The sequence below is a fragment of the Flavobacterium dankookense genome (genome assembly GCF_004362665.1).
Taxonomy (GTDB): Bacteria; Bacteroidota; Bacteroidia; order Flavobacteriales; family Flavobacteriaceae; genus Flavobacterium; species Flavobacterium dankookense.
On sequence record NZ_SNXR01000015.1, the window covers coordinates 186,040 to 203,937 of the forward strand.

16 protein-coding genes are annotated in these 17,898 nt (G+C 32.6%); 7 read left to right on the forward strand and 9 right to left on the reverse strand.

What is annotated here, in order from left to right; translation table 11 throughout:
- The first annotated feature begins 6 nt into the window (after nucleotides 1-6).
- Both der and BC748_RS11140 read left to right on the forward strand, forming a co-directional pair.
- Entirely contained in the window at nucleotides 7-1,317 is a 1,311-nt protein-coding gene (gene der, locus BC748_RS11135; protein ID WP_133533571.1) for a ribosome biogenesis GTPase Der, read from the forward strand.
- 101 nt (nucleotides 1,318-1,418) lie between these two features.
- Nucleotides 1,419-4,199: an outer membrane beta-barrel protein gene (locus tag BC748_RS11140; RefSeq protein WP_133533572.1), complete on the forward strand. Its 2,781-nt coding sequence runs from the start codon at nucleotides 1,419-1,421 to the stop codon at nucleotides 4,197-4,199.
- Between the two features lie 36 nt (nucleotides 4,200-4,235).
- Here BC748_RS11140 and BC748_RS11145 read toward each other — a convergent pair whose 3' ends face one another.
- The 6 genes from BC748_RS11145 to BC748_RS11170 are packed head-to-tail and all read right to left on the reverse strand — an operon-like array spanning nucleotide 4,236 to nucleotide 7,993.
- Entirely contained in the window at nucleotides 4,236-4,706 is a 471-nt protein-coding gene (locus BC748_RS11145; RefSeq protein ID WP_133533573.1) for a TPM domain-containing protein, read from the reverse strand.
- A gap of 12 nt (nucleotides 4,707-4,718) precedes the next feature.
- Entirely contained in the window at nucleotides 4,719-5,543 is an 825-nt protein-coding gene (locus tag BC748_RS11150; protein ID WP_162846454.1) for a TPM domain-containing protein, read from the reverse strand.
- On the reverse strand, nucleotides 5,540-5,983 hold the full coding sequence (locus BC748_RS11155) for a TPM domain-containing protein (RefSeq protein ID WP_133533575.1): 444 nt from the start codon (nucleotides 5,981-5,983) through the stop codon (nucleotides 5,540-5,542). The genes BC748_RS11150 and BC748_RS11155 overlap by 4 nt, the downstream gene beginning before the upstream one ends.
- Before the next feature lie 9 nt (nucleotides 5,984-5,992).
- Nucleotides 5,993-6,586 carry a LemA family protein gene (locus BC748_RS11160; protein WP_133533576.1) on the reverse strand — a complete coding sequence of 198 codons (594 nt, stop codon included), beginning with the start codon at nucleotides 6,584-6,586 and terminating at the stop codon, nucleotides 5,993-5,995.
- A 48-nt stretch (nucleotides 6,587-6,634) separates the two neighbouring features.
- Nucleotides 6,635-6,967, reverse strand: coding sequence for a MerR family transcriptional regulator (locus BC748_RS11165; protein ID WP_133533577.1), 333 nt, complete (start codon nucleotides 6,965-6,967; stop codon nucleotides 6,635-6,637).
- A 45-nt stretch (nucleotides 6,968-7,012) separates the two neighbouring features.
- On the reverse strand, nucleotides 7,013-7,993 hold the full coding sequence (locus tag BC748_RS11170) for a M23 family metallopeptidase (RefSeq protein WP_133533578.1): 981 nt from the start codon (nucleotides 7,991-7,993) through the stop codon (nucleotides 7,013-7,015).
- Nucleotides 7,994-8,295: 302 nt separating this feature from the next.
- On the opposite strand from BC748_RS11170, the gene alaS reads away from it, so the two are divergent.
- Both alaS and BC748_RS11180 read left to right on the forward strand, forming a co-directional pair.
- On the forward strand, nucleotides 8,296-10,932 hold the full coding sequence (gene alaS, locus BC748_RS11175; RefSeq protein ID WP_133533579.1) for an alanine--tRNA ligase: 2,637 nt from the start codon (nucleotides 8,296-8,298) through the stop codon (nucleotides 10,930-10,932).
- A gap of 7 nt (nucleotides 10,933-10,939) precedes the next feature.
- The gene (locus BC748_RS11180) at nucleotides 10,940-11,371 is read left to right on the forward strand and encodes a lipocalin family protein (protein ID WP_133533580.1); all 432 of its coding nucleotides are present in this window, start codon (nucleotides 10,940-10,942) and stop codon (nucleotides 11,369-11,371) included.
- Between the two features lie 40 nt (nucleotides 11,372-11,411).
- On the opposite strand, the gene BC748_RS11185 is transcribed toward BC748_RS11180, so the two are convergent.
- Nucleotides 11,412-12,878, reverse strand: a complete 1,467-nt coding sequence (locus BC748_RS11185; RefSeq protein ID WP_133533581.1) for a TonB-dependent receptor — start codon at nucleotides 12,876-12,878, stop codon at nucleotides 11,412-11,414.
- 127 nt (nucleotides 12,879-13,005) lie between these two features.
- Between BC748_RS11185 and BC748_RS11190 the strand changes: the two genes are divergently transcribed.
- Genes BC748_RS11190 through BC748_RS11200 form a run of 3 tightly spaced genes read left to right on the forward strand, consistent with a single transcriptional unit; the run spans nucleotide 13,006 to nucleotide 14,770 of the window.
- Nucleotides 13,006-13,773, forward strand: coding sequence for an MBL fold metallo-hydrolase (locus BC748_RS11190; RefSeq protein WP_133533582.1), 768 nt, complete (start codon nucleotides 13,006-13,008; stop codon nucleotides 13,771-13,773).
- 13 nt (nucleotides 13,774-13,786) lie between these two features.
- Nucleotides 13,787-14,278, forward strand: coding sequence for a hypothetical protein (locus BC748_RS11195; protein ID WP_133533583.1), 492 nt, complete (start codon nucleotides 13,787-13,789; stop codon nucleotides 14,276-14,278).
- Nucleotides 14,279-14,281: 3 nt separating this feature from the next.
- Nucleotides 14,282-14,770: a hypothetical protein gene (locus BC748_RS11200; RefSeq protein ID WP_133533584.1), complete on the forward strand. Its 489-nt coding sequence runs from the start codon at nucleotides 14,282-14,284 to the stop codon at nucleotides 14,768-14,770.
- Between the two features lie 53 nt (nucleotides 14,771-14,823).
- On the opposite strand, the gene BC748_RS11205 is transcribed toward BC748_RS11200, so the two are convergent.
- A complete protein-coding gene (locus BC748_RS11205; RefSeq protein ID WP_133533585.1) occupies nucleotides 14,824-15,468 on the reverse strand; it encodes an alpha/beta hydrolase in 645 nt (214 codons plus the stop codon).
- A gap of 9 nt (nucleotides 15,469-15,477) precedes the next feature.
- Nucleotides 15,478-17,883: a TonB-dependent receptor gene (locus BC748_RS11210; protein ID WP_133533586.1), complete on the reverse strand. Its 2,406-nt coding sequence runs from the start codon at nucleotides 17,881-17,883 to the stop codon at nucleotides 15,478-15,480.
- Nucleotides 17,884-17,898: the final 15 nt, after the last annotated feature.

The following is a 17,898-nucleotide window of genomic DNA, read 5'->3' on the forward strand; positions in this document are numbered from 1 at the left end:
ATCAAAATGAACAATATTGTAGCCATCGTAGGAAGACCAAACGTAGGGAAATCAACCTTTTTTAATCGATTAATCAAAAGAAGAGAGGCGATTGTTGACTCAGTTAGCGGTGTAACTCGTGACCGAAATTATGGAAAAAGTGAATGGAACGGAAAAGAATTTTCAGTTATTGACACTGGTGGTTATATTAAAGGTTCAGAAGATATTTTTGAAGCAGAAATTCGTCGTCAAGTTGAATTAGCTATAGATGAAGCTGATGCAATTATTTTTGTAGTTGATGTTGAAGAAGGAATAACTCCTATGGATGCTGAGGTTGCAAAACTATTACGAAAAGTAACGAAGCCAATTCTACTTGCGGTTAATAAAGTCGATAATGCCATGCGTGAAAAAGACGCTATCGAATTTTATAATTTAGGTCTTGGCGAATATTTTACCATTGCCAGCATTAGCGGAAGCGGAACAGGTGAACTTTTAGATAAATTGGTTGAAGTTTTACCAGAATTGCCAGAAGTTACAGAAGAAGAAAATCCATTGCCAAGATTTTGTGTCGTTGGAAGACCAAATGCTGGAAAATCATCTTTTATCAATGCTTTGATTGGCGAAGATCGATTTGTTGTAACTGATATTGCTGGAACAACTCGTGACTCAATTGATACAAAATACAATCGTTTTGGTTTTGAATTCAACCTTGTTGATACTGCTGGAATTCGTAGAAAAGCAAAAGTAAAAGAGGATTTAGAATTTTATTCAGTAATGCGTTCGGTTCGTGCTATCGAGCATTCTGATGTTTGTATTCTCTTAATTGATGCTACACGTGGTTTTGAAGGGCAAGATCAAAGTATTTTTTGGTTAGCTGAAAAGAACCGAAAAGGCGTAATTATTTTGGTAAACAAATGGGATTTAGTAGAAAAAGATACTATGTCAACTCGAGATTATGAAAACAAAATCAAAGAAGAATTACAACCTTTTACAGATGTGCCGATTTTGTTTATTTCTGCATTAACCAAACAACGTTTACTAAAATCATTAGAAGAAACGGTTAAAGTTTTTGAAAACAGAAAACAACGTATTCCAACTTCAAAATTCAATGATTACATGTTGAAAGTCATTGAACACATGCCACCGCCAGCATTAAAAGGGAAATATGTAAAAATTAAATATTGTATGCAGTTACCAACACCAACACCTCAGTTTGTGTTTTTTGCTAATTTGCCACAATATGTAAAAGAACCATACAAACGTTTTCTTGAGAATAAAATTCGTGAAAACTGGGATTTTTCAGGAGTTCCGATAGATATTTACATCCGTGAAAAATAAATAAATGTTAAATTTTCGTAAGATTTTTTAACATTACACAATAAAATTATTATTTAGCCGTTATTTAGTTTTTAAACTAACCTAACAGCTAAATTTTTTTTATGCCTAAACCATTTTATTTATTTTGTACATTACTTTTTAGTTCTTTTCTTTTTTCCCAAAACACAATTACTCTTAAAGGGAAAGTTATTGACCCAACAACCAAAATGCCTATCGAATCGGCTACGGTTTATTTAACTTCGGTGAAAGACTCATCCGTCGTAGATTACACTATCACTAATAAAACGGGTAACTTTGATATTAAAGTTCGGAAAAGTGATAAACCAATCAATCTTAAAGTATCATTTGTTAGTTACCAAGATTTTGTTGAAACCATTGCCAATTTATCAACAGATAAAGATTTTGGAACAATTGAATTGAAAGAAATCACCAATCAGTTGAATGAAGTGATTATTAAATCAGAAATTCCGCCAATTCGAATTAAAAAAGACACACTAGAATTTAATGCAGCTTCTTTTAAAGTTGGGGCAGATGCTAACGTGGAAGCTTTATTAAAACAATTACCTGGAGTTGAAATTACACCAGAAGGAAAAATAACTGTCAATGGAAAAGAAGTAAACAATATTTTGGTCAATGGAAAACCATTTTTTGGCAAAGATGGAAAAATTGCTACTCAAAATCTTCCTGCAGAAATCATTGATAAAGTGCAAGTTGTTGATACAAAAACGAAAGCTGAAGAAATTTCAGGTGATGCTTCTGGCTCTGAAGAGAAAACTATTAATTTAACCATTCAAGAAGATAAAAATAAAGGTTTTTTTGGAAAAATAATGGGCGGATTGGGTTCGGATGAACGATATGAATCCAGTTTATTATTGAATTATTTCAAAGGCGAACAAAAGATTAGCGTTTTGGCTTCGTCAAACAATATAAATTCGGTAGGATTTTCAATGGATGAGATTTTTGATAATATGGGTGGCGGAAGAAGTCGCTCTGTTTATTATAATGACGATGGAAGTTTTGGTATCAATAATATGTCTTTTGGTGGTGGAAATCGAGGAATTACGCGTTCCAATATGGTTGGAATTAACTATCAAGACAAGTTTTTAAAGAAAATAGATCAAAGTGGAAGTTATTATTTCACAAATTCTGAAACTGAAAATAACAATAGAACCGATAGAATTAACCTTTTGCCAGAAGGTAGAACATTCACCAACTCAACAGCGGTTACTGAAAATAGCAATAATGGACATAATTTAGGATTGGATTTTGAAATTAAACTAGATTCTACTGCGACAATTTATATCAGTCCAAGTTTTCAAAAAACAAAATCTCAAAGTAGATCTTCTAGAAATCAAGTGACTACCAACGAAGCTTTTGCTGAATTAAACAGTAGTTCCAATGATGATTTTAGTGAAAATGATAATTCTTCCTTTACTACAGAAGCAAGTTTTAGCAAACAATTTAAAAAGAAAAGTAGAGGAATGTCTGTCAACTTTGAAACACAAATCAATAAAAGAGATAATTTCTTAAATACTAATTCGCAAACGCTTTTTGCCGATGCAACACCAGATGATATAAGGAATCAGAATCAATTTGAAAGTGACGACAATAAATTTGTCAAGCTCGAAGTGCGATTTGGCGAACCTTTGACTGATTCCATTCGATTGAGTTTGACTTCTGAAGTTACGTACCGTAAAATTGACAATCAATTAAACACCTTTGATTTTGACAATGGAACCAATACTTATGATGATTTTAATGACACGCAATCTAACGAAACATTTTCAAAAGCAACTACGTTTTTTCCATCGACTGGATTGATTTTGAATAAATCAAAAACGAATGGTAGAATCAACTTTGGACCTGAATTTATAACCTTCGATGCACAATCAAATTATTTGGGATTGGTTACAAACAGAAATAAAAATTATGTTTTTCCAAGAATAAAAGGTTATATCAGTCATACAATCAATAAGTCAAAGTCAATTTATTCGTTCTATGATTTTGGTGTGGAATTGCCTCAAGCAAATCAGGTTTTACCAGTTGAGAATTTATCAAATCCATTGAGTACTTTTATTGGAAACGATAATTTACGTCCAACACAAAGACACAATTTATATTTTAGTTTTAATGATTATGATTACCAATCACGTTCAGGATATTATATTTATTCAGGTTTTAATTTGAGCAAAAATGCAGTAGTTTCTTCAACTATTTTTGATGATAATTTCAAGGCTACAACAACGTATCAAAATGTAGAAAGTGGATATAACTCTTATTTTGGTGTGAATTGGAGTAAATCCATGAAAAAAGAAAAGCGAACGCTTCGTTTTGGTGTTGGAATTAATTTAAACTATGACTTTAGCCAAGGTTTAACCAATGCTGTTTTGTTTGAATCTAAAGGTTTACAACTTAATCCAAAGGTTAACTTGACTTGGAGTATTGATGAGCTGATTACTATTGCGCCAAGTTATCGTTACACCTATTTTAAAACTGATTATAAGAACTATGTGATTGATAATGCCAATAACTTTTTGCACAACGCGAAACTTGAAATTACATCCTATTTTCCAAAGAAGTTTGTACTTGGTTCTGATTTTGGATATACTTACAATTCTAATATTGCTCCTGGTTTCAAAAAAGATTTTTATTTATGGAATGTGAGTTTGGGCTATAATTTTTTTAAAGACCAACTTTTGGCTAAGGTTAAAGTCTACGATATGTTAAATCAAAATCTGAACAATTCACGAACTATAACACCTACAGCAATTATCGATTCTGAAAATACGGTTTTAAGACGCTATGTGATGTTTTCCTTGACTTACAAGCTAGAAAAGTTTGCTGGAAAGAAGAAAGAGAACAATATGATGTTTATGGATTAAAAAGTAAAAATCCGGTCTCAAAAAGACCGGATTTTTTTATTCTTTCCACTTTTGAATTAAGTTCAAAAGACAATTTTTTATTCCTTCAAAATAATTTCCTTTTTTGAATTCTGGAATAATTTTGTCAACCTCTTCTTTGCAGATTTCGTTCGTCAATATGTTTTCTGTTTGTGTTCCAGTGTTAATTCTAAATTTTCTCAATTCGGCAGAAAATACAATGATTAGACCATTATCGTTCTCTTTTTTTCCAACACCATAATAGTTTGATAAATCAAGGCAATATTTATCAAAATCGTCATAAGTTGGATGTATTTCTTTTAAAGTGATTATTGCAATTTCATTGGATGTTTTCTTTTCAAAATCAGTAATAATTTTAGCTAATTCTTCCTTTTGTTTTTCGGTAAAAATGCCTTCAAAATCATTTACCACACCAACACTTTCTGGAAAAACGTTTTGTCCACAATTAATTGATGTAACAAATAGTAACAAGTAAAAATATTTTCTCATAAATATAAATTTTTACCAACCGCCACTTGCTCCACCACCTGAAAAACCGCCGCCGCCAAATCCACCACCAAATCCGCCGCCACCAGAAGAACCGCCAAAACCACCACCAAAACTTCCGCCACCGCTATTTCGTCCAAGACTACTTAAAATAATAATATCAGCTAAGTCAAATCCGCCGCCACCGCGATTTCCTGAGTTTCCACCGCCATTTTTCTTGTTGTTAGCAAAAATGATGATTAGAATAACAATAACAATAAGTATTGGAAAGAAGGGAAAATCACCTTGTTTATTTTGTTTTCTTGTGCCTTTGTATTTGCCTTTTACAACTTCAATAATAGCATCAGCGCCTTTGTCTAAACCTTTGTAAAAACTTCCAGCTTTAAATTCAGGAGTAATTACATAATCGATAATTTGTCCGCAAGTTGCAGCAATAAGTTTGTCTTCTAATCCATATCCTGGTCGAATGCTTATTTTTCTATCATTTTTTGCAACAAGAATAAAAACACCATTGTCTTCTTTGGCTTGACCAATTCCCCATTTTTGTGCCCAATTAGTAGAAACAACATCGATACTTTCTCCTTTTAAATCCAAAATAGTAGCCACAACAATTTGAGTTGTTGTACTGTCGGAATAGCGAATTAGCTTTTCTTCTAGTTGAATTTTTTCCTCAGGACTTAAAAGATTAGCAAAATCATAAACTGAGGTTTGCTCTTTTGGTTTTTCAGGAATTGTAAATTGTGAAAAACCAGAAAGCGAAGTAAATAGTAAAAAAATCAAAAACGTTGTTTTGAAAATTTTAGAATTCCTAATTTGCAATTCGTAATTCATAATTCTCATAATTCGTCTTTGGATATTTCGTTTGACAGTTCATTTTTATCGCCTTCTTGATAAGGGAAATACTTTTGTAATTGTTCGCCAGCTCGTTGAATTCCTTCCACTAAACCTTGTTTGTAATTTCCCTCTTTAAAGTTTTTTACCATGACATCTCGAGTGCAATCCCAAAAATCATTTGGAACGACATCATTAATGCCTTTGTCACCACAAATTACAAAGGTTTTATCTTTTACTGCAAGGTAAATTAAAACGCCGTTTTTGAGTTCGGTTTCGTCCATTTTCAATAAATGGAAAACTTCCATCGCGCGTTCATACGCATCAATGGAAGTCTTTTTTTCTAAATGTACTCTAATTTCACCCGAAGTATTTTTTTCGGCCACGCGAATAGCTTCAACAATTTCTTGCTCTTCTTCTTTGGTTAAAAAATCTTCTACTTTTGACATTGTCTTAAATTAGAATTTTACTTCTACTGGTTTTTCTGCTCCTTCAACGGCTTGAAAATAAGCTTTTTCTTTGAAACCAAACATACCAGCAAACATTGAATTAGGGAAAGTTTTAATATGTGTATTATATGGTTTAACCGCTTCGTTAAAACGAGTTCTTGCTGTTAAAATTTGATTTTCAGTACTTGCTAATTCTCTTTGTAAATCAAGAAAGTTTTGGTTTGCTTTTAAATCTGGATAAGCTTCAACGGTTACTAATAATCTTGATAAAGCTGATGAAACACCACTTTGTGCTTTGTTGAATTCAGCCAATTGTTCTGGTGTAATGTTAGTTGGATCAACAGTTACCGATGTTGCTTTTGAGCGTGCTTCTATAACAGCAGTTAATGTTCCTTTTTCAAATTCGGCAGCACCTTTTACAGTGTTTACTAAATTTCCAATTAAATCATTTCTTCTTTGGTATGACGTTTGAACATCACCCCAACTTTGCTCAACAGTTTGGCCCAGTGTAACTGCAGTATTATTAATTCCTTTAACCCAACTGTAAATTGCGAAAATTACAACTGCTCCAATAATCCAAGGTAAAAATTTTTTAAAATCCATTTTTGTTTAATTTAAAGTTTATTATTAGTTTTTTAGTTTATTTAATTGTTACAACTGATTTTTTATAGCAGTCAGTTGTGCTTTTACCGCTTCGAGTTTACTAATGATTTCAAATTTATCAAGTGTTTTTTTCTGACCTTCTTTCAGATGCGTTTTTGCTCCTTCCAATGTAAATCCACGTTCTTTAACCAAGTGATAAATCAATTGTAGATTTTTCACATCTTCGGGAGTGAACATTCGGTTGCCTTTTGCATTTTTCTTCGGTTTTAGAATATCAAATTCTTTATCCCAAAAACGAATTAGCGACGCATTTACATCAAATGCTTTGGCAACTTCGCCAATGCTGTAATATCTTTTTCCTTCCTGTAAATTTACATTCATAGTTTTATCTTTAATCTGAAATCAAAATTCATTATTCTTAAATCGTTAATCAAGCGACTGATTTTCCTGATTGGCTAATTTAGATATAATTGAATATTCTGCCGCAGAAATGTTTCCATAATAAAAATTAATTGGGTTCACGGGTTTACCATCTTTGTGAACTTCATAGTGCAAATGTGGCGCTTCACTTCGACCTGTGCTTCCAACATAACCAATAATATCACCACGTTTTACTCGTTGTCCAGCTTTGCATTTGTATTTACTCAAATGACCATAAAGCGTTTCATAACCATATCCATGCTGAATAACAATGTGATTTCCATAACCCGAAGCGGTGTTGTCTGCACGTTTTACAATTCCATCGCCAGTGGCAAAAATCGGTGTTCCAGTTGGAGATGTAAAATCCATTCCTTGGTGCATTTTTCTCGCTTTCGTAAACGGATCACTTCGATATCCAAAACCTGATGCCATTCGTTTTAACTGCTCATTTTTAACAGGTTGAATAGCTGGAATTGCGGCTAATAATTTGTTTTTTTGTTTTGCTAAAGCCAAAATTTCGTCCAACGATTTTGACTGAATTGCCAATTCTTTAGATATAACATCTACTCGTTTTGAGGTGTTTATAACCAATTCAGAGTTGTTGAAACCTTCTAATTCTTTGTACCTATTTACACCGCCAAAACCCGCTTTTCGTTGTTCTGTTGGGATTGGTGACGTGTTAAAATAAGCTCTGTAAATATTATTATCTCGCTCTTCAATCGATTCCAAAACTTCATCAATTTGTTCCATTTTTTTATTCAAAATCGAATACCGAAGCTTCATCGTTTCAATTTCTCTCGCTTGCAATCGGTCTTTTGGCGTTTCAAAATATGGCGTATTCAATAAAACCACAAAACACAAAAATCCAAACAACGCCGATGACAACAAAAACAAACCAATATAACCCAATTTCTTGGAGAGTTTTGGTTTTATTTTGCGGTAAGCCAAACTTTCGGTATCGAAATAATACTTTACTTTTTTCGCCATCTTTTATTTTATACTATTTTTGTGCAGGTTTTAAAAACAATGGTTATACGAACAAATTTAACAAATGTTTCAATTAATCCTTAAATTTAATTTGAACTTGTTTCAAATTTTACTGTCAATCCCAACTTGATTGACATAAGGAGCGAAACATTCGGGCTTTTTCAATAAACCATTTTCCTGCTTTTCGTTGCAATCTTTTTTTGAGTTATCACTCAAAAAAAGGATTTCCACTTCAATCAGGGCTAAAAAGTAAACCATTTTAAATCTAATAATCTAAAGATCTAACAGTCTAATAATCTAAAATGAAATCACAAGACATTCGTAAAGCCTACCTTAATTTCTTTGAATCAAAAGGACATTTAATCGTTCCATCGGCACCAATCGTGCTCAAAGACGATCCAACCTTGATGTTCAACAACTCGGGAATGGCACAATTCAAAGAATACTTTTTAGGAAACGGAACGCCAAAAAGTCCACGAATAGCCGATACGCAAAAATGTCTTCGTGTTTCAGGAAAACATAACGACCTTGAAGATGTAGGTTTTGATACGTACCATCACACCATGTTTGAAATGCTTGGAAACTGGTCGTTTGGCGATTATTTCAAGAAAGAAGCCTTAGCTTGGGCTTGGGAATTTTTAACCGAAGTGTTGAAGTTAGACAAAGACCGTTTGTACGTTTCTGTTTTTGAAGGAAATCCAGCCGAAAATGTTGCTTTCGACCAAGAAGCTTGGGATATTTGGAAACAATACGTTCCAGAAGACCGAATTATTTTAGGAAATAAAAAAGACAATTTTTGGGAAATGGGCGATCAAGGTCCGTGTGGTCCATGTTCTGAAATTCATATCGATTTGAGAACTGATGCTGAAAGAGCTGCTGTTTCTGGAAGAGATTTAGTAAATGCCGATCATCCGCAAGTGGTAGAAATTTGGAACAACGTTTTCATGGAGTTCAACCGTAAAGCTGATGGTTCGTTAGAAAAACTACCAGCACAACACGTTGACACCGGAATGGGATTTGAGCGTTTGTGTATGGCAATGCAAAATGTAACTTCCAATTATGATACGGATGTTTTTACACCACTAATTGAAAAAGTAGAACAAATTACAGGATTAAAATATACTTCAAACGAAGTTAAAAACGTTTCAGAAGAACAAAACAAAACTAACATCGCAATTCGTGTAATTGTAGATCACGTTCGCGCTGTGGCTTTTGCTATTGCCGATGGACAACTTCCTTCAAATACTGGCGCAGGTTATGTAATTCGTAGAATTTTGCGTCGTGCGATTCGTTACGGATTTACATTTTTGAATACTAAAGAACCTTTTATCAATAAATTGGTTGAAGTTTTAGCGAATCAAATGGGCGAATTTTTCCCAGAAATTAAATCGCAACAACAATTGGTTACCAATGTGATTCGTGAAGAAGAAGCTTCGTTTTTGAGAACTTTAGATCAAGGTTTGCAATTATTAGATAAAGTAGTTGCTGAAACTAACGGAAATGAAGTTTCAGGAGCGAAAGTTTTTGAATTGTACGATACATTCGGATTTCCAAAAGATTTAACAGCGTTAATTCTGAAAGAAAAAGGATTTTCATACAACGAGTCAGATTTCGAATCTGAATTACAAAAACAAAAAGCGCGTTCTCGTGCAGCATCAGAAGTTTCAACCGAAGATTGGTCAGTTTTAATTCCAGGAAATGTGGAAACATTCGTTGGTTATGACCAAACAGAAAACGAGGTAAAAATCACTCGTATTCGTAAAGTAGATTCTAAAAAAGACGGAATTTTATACCAAATAGTTTTAGATAATACCCCATTTTATCCAGAAGGTGGAGGACAAGTTGGAGATAAAGGAACATTAGTTTCTGCTAACGAAACGATTGATATTATTGATACTAAGAAAGAGAATAACTTAATTATACATTTTGCAAAACAACTTCCAGAAAATATTGAAGTTGATTTTGTAGCAAAAGTAAATACTGATTTACGAACTTCAACTTCTAAAAATCACTCGGCTACGCATTTGATGCATTTGGCTTTGAGAAACATTTTAGGAACGCATGTGGAGCAAAAAGGTTCGTTGGTAAATCCGAATTATTTGCGTTTTGACTTTTCGCATTTTTCTAAAGTTTCTGATGACGAATTACGTCAGGTTGAAGCAAGTGTAAACTCTCAAATTGAAGCACAATTGCAATTGGTAGAACACAGGAATATTCCAATAAAAGAAGCATTGGAAAAAGGTGCGATGGCATTGTTTGGAGAAAAATATGGTGATTCGGTTCGAATGATTGAATTTGGCGAAAGCAAAGAACTTTGTGGTGGAATTCATGTGAAAAACACGGCTGAAATCTGGCATTTCAAAATTATTTCTGAAGGTGCAGTTGCAGCAGGAATTCGTCGTATTGAAGCTATTACTGGTGATGCTGTGAAAGATTTCTACAAAAATCAAGAAACTACATTAGCTGAAATTAAAGAGACGTTGAAAAATCCGCAAGATATTTTGAAATCGGTAGCTTCATTGCAAGATGATAATGCGAAGTTGAAAAAACAAATTGAGCAATTAGTAAAAGAAAAAGTGGACGGATTAAAAGACAATTTACTTGCAGATTTTCAAGTTATAAACGGAATTAACTTTTTAGCAAAACAAGTTGATTTATCGATGAGTGCAACGAAAGATCTGGCGCAAGCAATTGGAACTTCAAAACCAAATTCGTTTGTGTTTTTAGCTTCTGTTGAAGATAATGCTCCAAATATTCACTGTTATATTTCAAAAGAATTGGTTACCGAAAAAGGATTAAATGCTGGAAATGTAATTCGTGAATTAGGAAAATTAATCGATGGAAATGGTGGTGGACAACCATTTTTTGCCTCTGGAAAAGGAAAAAATGTTGCTGGAATAAAAGAAGCTTTGGAGAAAGTAATTAATTATATTAAATAAAATAAACATGAAAAAAATTATTTTAGGATTACTCATTTTTACAGCTTTTACTACTTCTTGTAGTAGTGATGACGATAATGGTTTGGCTGTAACCAAGCAAAATTTACTTGGAAAATGGTATTTAAAAGGAGGAACAATAAATAATGGAGCTTTTGAAGATTACAACCATGATTGTTCAATTTCAAGAGATTTTCAAGAGTTTTTTGATAATGATATTTTAACATTTAATGGATATAATATTGATTGTGAATTAAATGAAGTTGAGGAATCTAACTGGTATTTAAATGGAAGAGTAATAACAGTTTCGATACCCAATTTTATGGAATATGACATTACTGTTGAAAAGTTAACCAGCAATGAGTTGATTTTGAAACAAGATGGAATTAATGAAGATACTGGTGCTGTTGAAGATGTCAGATATTATATGACAAGAAACTAAAAAAGAAAAACCCTTTCAATTTGCTGAAAGGGTTTTTTTATTATGCTTTTTCTAAAATTCTATTTGGATCATAACCAAAAAGATGATGTTGCTTGATTATCTCTGCAATACCTTTTGGTAAAAGATTTTCCCAACCTGGAGTTCCATTGCTAATCATTTTTAAAACTTCGCGTGAGAAAATTTTTAAGTGGTCTTTATCAAATTCGGTGATGTCGACTACCTTTCCATTATAAGCGAAGAATTTGTATAATTCTTTCATTCTTGGATGAACTTTTAGATTTTGAGAGTTTATGATTTCTCCATTTTCATCTTCCATTGGATATAAGAACACTTTCAAATCACGGTAGAATAATTTTCCAAACGCTTCAAGAATTCCACCACTTAAATGACGATAGTATTTTTCATCAAAAATATCAATTAAGTTGTTTACACCCATCGCTAATCCCATTCTAGCTTTGGTATAACTAGAAAAATATTCAACTACTTTGTAATATTCTTGAAAGTTGGATATCATTACGGTTTGTCCTAACGAACAAAGTAATTCTGCTCTGTCCATGAAATCTCTTTCGTCAATTTCACCTTCAGAACGAAGGTTTGAAAGTGTAATTTCAAAAATTACTAAGGCATTGTCTTTGTCTACTTTGCTTTCGTCAAGAAACATTTTTAATGATTTCTCATACATGTCCATATTTACCTGAGTTACTGGACGGAAACTTCCGCGCAAAGCAAGAATATTTTTTTTGTAAAGTATCGCTGCTGGTAAAATATTTTTACCATCTGGACCAAACATTACCGCATCGGTCATGCCATTTTTCACTAATTGTAAACTCATCAATCGATTGTCAACATTAGCAAATCGTGGACCAGAAAAATTGATAGTGTCAATCTCTAATTGGTCTTTGTCTAAATGGTCATACAAATAACGAAGCAGTTTTTTTGGATCATTGTATTTATAATATGCACCATAAATTAAATTTACCCCTAAAATACCTAATGTTTCTTGTTGCAACTTTGCATCAGTTTCTTTAAAACGAATATGAAGCGTAATTTCATTATACTCTTCATCTGGTTCTACTTGGTATTTTATTCCAACCCAACCATGACCCTTAAATTGCTTTGCAAAGTCAATGGTAGCAACGGTATTTGCAAAACTGAAGAATATTTTATTAGGATGTTTGTCTCTTTTTAAACGCTTTTCAATCAGTTCTACCTCATGGTTTAGCATTTTTTTCAAACGACTTTCCGTAACATATCTTCCGTCATCTTCAATACCATAAATGGCGTCACTAAAATCTTTATCATAAGCAGACATCGCTTTTGCAATAGTTCCAGAACTTCCTCCAGCTCTAAAAAAATGTCTTACCGTTTCTTGTCCAGCGCCAATTTCTGCAAAGGTTCCATAAATGTTTTCATTCAGGTTGATTCGTAAAGCTTTGTCTTTAATTGCAGGAATCTGCTCAATAGCTTTATCACCTTTTAACTTTATGTTTGAAATAATTGTATCCATAGTAATTTATATACTTTGCAAAGTTAGTAAAATAGCTATTTCATAGAAAGATAATTAACCCTATTTTTGTAATTAATTGCTTTAGAAATAAAACCAACAAATTATTTTTATCAAAAACCGTGCTATTATGCAAATCTATTTTCTAGGAACAGGAACTTCACAAGGCATTCCCGTTATTGGTAGTTCACATTCGGTTTGTTTAAGTAATGATGCCAAAGACAAACGATTACGAGTTTCGGTTTGGTTAACTTGGGATGAAAATTCGATAGTGATTGATTGCGGTCCTGATTTTAGACAGCAAATGTTGGTTTCGGGTTGTCAAAAATTGGATGCATTGCTTTTTACGCACGAACATGCTGATCATACCGCAGGGTTAGATGATATTCGTCCTTTTTATTTTAAGCAATCTAAACCAATTCCTGTTTATGCTCATCGTGATGTTTTAGAAAATTTGGCTGTTCGATTTGATTATATTTTTAAAACCGAAAACAAATATCCTGGTGCGCCACGCGTTGAGCCAATTGAAGTGATTAATAATATTCCATTTTTACTTGGTGGAAAAGAAATTGTTCCAATTAATGTCAATCACGGCGGAACGCAGGTTTTTGGTTATCGTGTTGATGATTTCGTTTATTTGACGGATGTGAAATCAATAGATGACGTTGAGGTTGAGAAAGTAAAAAATGCAAAAGTATTGGTTATTAATTGCTTGAGAGAAGAAGAACATCATTCACATTTTAATTTGCAAGATGCTTTAGATTTCATACATTTGGTACAACCTACAAAAGCATATTTAACACATATTAGTCATCTTTTAGGTTTTCACGAAGAAGTTCAAAAACGTTTGCCTGCCAATGTTTTTTTAGCTTATGATAATTTAAAAATTACTTTATAATTTTATATTTTATATGAAAAAATCATTGTTTTTATATTTGTTTATCATTGCTGTTTTGATGAATGTTTTCACCTACAAATATTTTGCTTCAAAAGGTTTAGATGAAGTGAATACTTTGAAAATAGAAAACAAAAAACTAAAAGACAGCACATTAGTAATGTATAATAAGTCGATTGATGATAATTCTTTTTCATTGGAATTTAATGATAGAGCTCAGAATTATTTGAACCAAAATAATCTTGCTGCTTTTTCTGAAAAAGTAAAACAAGCACTTTTGGCATACAATGATGATCCAGCAGGAAATAAATATGTTGATCAAGGTAAAGTTGGCGAACAAAAATTCATCATCAACAAACTAAAAATTTTAAATCACCGTTGGATTATTGCTGATTATAGTAATGGCGAACTTTGGGGCGAAGTACTTATAAAATATTTTGTTGAAGAAGACCAAAGTATAACGTTTCAAACGATGGATAGCTATTTATATCCACAACAATTAAATTAAAAAATGATGAAAAATATACTTTCACTTTTACTAGTTACACTGTTATTTTCTTCTTGTAAATTAACGGATAATCCATCGGTTGAAGAAGCAGAAGAAGTGGCAAATGCTCCAAAAGATACTATTGCAGTTTCTGATAAAGATGAAAACGGATGCTTGGCTTCGGCTGGTTATGTTTGGTCAAAAGTTAATAAGGAATGTGTAAAAGGATTTTCTGGGATTCAATTAAATCCTGCTAATCTAGAAGCAAATGAAGATGAAACCAAAAGCGCTTATGTACTTTTTAGTGAAGATGTTAATCAAGCGGAGGTTTTTTTGCCAAACGATGCCAATTCTATTATACTAACCAGAAAATCGGAAGGAAGTCCTTGGATTTATCAAGATTGGCAACTTATTCCTTGGAAAGGTTATGTGCTTAAAAAAGGGGAAGAAATTAAGTTTTCTGGTGATGCAGAAATTGGACATAAAGTTTTAGGAAGCGATACGGAACAATAAATATTAGATTTTAAATATCAAATATTAAATTTCTAAAATCTGATATTTCATATCTAATCTTCCAGCCATTTCTTAAAATCAAAAAAGTTTTGTGGCGCAACACCATGTCCAACAGGATATTCCCTGTATGTAACATTTATTCCTAAATCTTCTAAAACGGGAATTGATTTTCGAGCCCAATCTACGGGTATAACTTGGTCAACTGTTCCGTGAGAAGCAAATATTCTAAGTTGAGACACATCATTGTTTTTGAAATCATCCACAGCAATTTCAGTATTTAAATAACCGCTCATTGCTACTACTCGTTGTACTTTTTCTGGATACGATAAGGCAACAGCATAACTCAAAATACAACCTTGACTGAAACCAATTAAGGTTACGTTTTTATCGTCAATGGCATAATTGGCAACTAATTCGTCAATGAAATTAGCAATGATGTCTCTTGAAGCTCGAGCTTGACCAATATCAGAGAACTTGTTTTCATCTGCATCAAAATTTATGGCATACCAAGCATAACTGTTATACATCATGTCAAAAGGTGCGCGTGCCGAAATCACATAATAATTATCAGGTAATTCATTGGCAAAAGAAAATAAATCTTCCTCATTACTGCCATAACCATGTAGTAATAGCAACAAAGGATTTTTATCATTTTTAATTTTTGGCTCTCTAACTAAATGATGTAAGGATAAATTCATGGTTCAAAATTAATTTCCAATTCTATTTTTTTCGTCTTCTAAACCAGTATTTCTGTTTTGTGCTCGTTTGATTTGTTCGCTACCAAAGTTATAACTTAAATTAAAACGAACTTGTCGGCTATCACTTCCACCATCGCCACGAATTACTAGATTTGGAAACGTTGCTCGTCCATTCCAAGGTGATGTAAATAAAACATCCGAAAATGCCAATCTAGCCGTTAGTCTTTTGTTCATAAATTGTTTTTGAACAGCTAAGTCTAATGAACCTAATCCTTTGGTTCTGTATGTTCCACCCCAAACGGATGGCGAACTATACCAACCAGAAACTTCTAAATTGAAATTTTTTGGAAGGCTAAAATTGTTTTGACCATAAAAACTAAAAGTTTCTTGTGTTAAGCCCGTAAAAGAGTCGTTCGTCGGAATGTATTTGCTTTGATAAGCGTTAACAGACATATACACATTCCACCATTCTTTCACTTTAAAAGGATAAGAAATACCAAGATTTATTATTTCTTGATTGGCCACATTTCTTGTAATTAAGAAGTTTTTGGTATCGCCAACTGCTTCGGTTACTTGTGCAAAAAAGTCAGTGATATAACTATAACTCAAAGTTGTATTTAAAGTGTATTTATAGGTATGAGAAACTTTGATGTTCGTTGTATATTGAGGTTTTAAAAACGGATTTCCTTTTTGGAACGACAGCTCATCAATTTGATTTTCAAATGGATTTAGCGATTGATAGCTTGGTCTTTCAATTCGACTACTAAAAAGTAAAGCTATTGAATTGTTGTCGTTTGCTTGGTAGGTAATTCCACCACTTGGAAATAAATCAGTATAATTTCTTTTTACTCTTTCATTTTCGTTTTGTTGTGTGCTGATAAGTTTCCCATCTGAATTTGTGTTTTCAACTCGCAACCCAACTTGAAAATTGAACTTTTTATACAAACGATTATAGTTCATGTAAACCGCATTGATGTTTTCATTAAATTCAAATCGATTACTCAGATTGGTATTGAAAATAGGTTCTCCGTTTTCATAATTAAAAACATCAAATGTATTGTCTGTTTTTACCAAAGAAGTTTTAAAACCTGCACCAAATTTCCCTTTGAAAAGACGTTGTTCATAATCACTTTTTAAAGATAAAATATCAATTAAAATCGGAGTGTTTTGCGAATTGATGGATTCGCTTAAAATCATACTTTCAGTATTGTTGTAATAGAAGTTAGGTTGATAATTATTTCTATCACTGTTGTATTTTCCATAATCAAAATCCGAACTAAACGTTGTTCCTGATGTATCTTGGTATCTGTAATTTATGTTGGAATAAAGATTGTAATTGTTGTTGCTTGCATCGCCTTTGGCAATTAAAATACTATCAATAGTTGTGGCGTTAATTTGTTTTATTGGCGTTCTCGTTTTTCCGTTGCTGAACGAATTATTAAAGTTTCCACTAACTACAACCCCAAACGTATTTTTTGAATTAGCATAATAATCATAACCAAATTTTAGATTGTTGGCGTTATTTTCATAAACACTAGTCGAACGAGAATCGAAAAGTGTGTTGCTTTGTTCGCGATAAAGATTTATAAAACCATAATTTCTTCCAAAACGATTACTATAACTTCCGTAAAAATTATTCTTCTTGTTTCTATTATTAAATGAAATGGAATTTACCGAAGTTCCAAATCTACCTACGTTAAAACCAGAACTTATCGTTCCGTTTGTTCCAAAGTTTTTATTCTTTTTCAATTTGATATTAACAATTCCAGCATTTCCAGCGGCATCATATTTTGATGACGGTTGTGTGATGATTTCAACCGCTTCAATGTCTGTGGCTTGTATGGTTTTTAGATAATTTGTCAAATCGGAACCCGATAAAAACGATTGCTTTCCATCGATATAAATTAAAACACCTGATTTCCCTTCAACAATTAAGTTGTCATTATTGTCAATCACAACGCCTGGTGCTTTTCGCAACAATTCAAATCCCGAAGTTCCTGTCGCATTAATGGTGTTTTCTACATTAAAAACCGTTTTGTCTGCCAAGACTTGAACCATCGGTTTTTCTTTTTTGATGACTACTTCTTTAAGTTCTTCAGCACTTTTAGATAAGCGTATGATTGGAACTTCAATATTTTTGTCGATTACATTTAAAGTTGCTGTTGTATAGTTTTGATAGCCTAAGTAACTTACTTTCACATAATAATTACCCGTTTTAATATTGTTAAATACATAACTTCCATTAGCATCCGTAACAATAGCTTTGACTAAAGTTTGACTGTTTTCTGGGTATAATAAAACGGAAATTGTTGGGATTTTTTCACCGTTATCAAGTTCAACTTTCCCAGTTATACTAAAGTTTTGTGCTCCAGCAATACTTGACAACAATAAAAATAAGAAGTATAAATGTTTCATATAAAATGGAGTTTG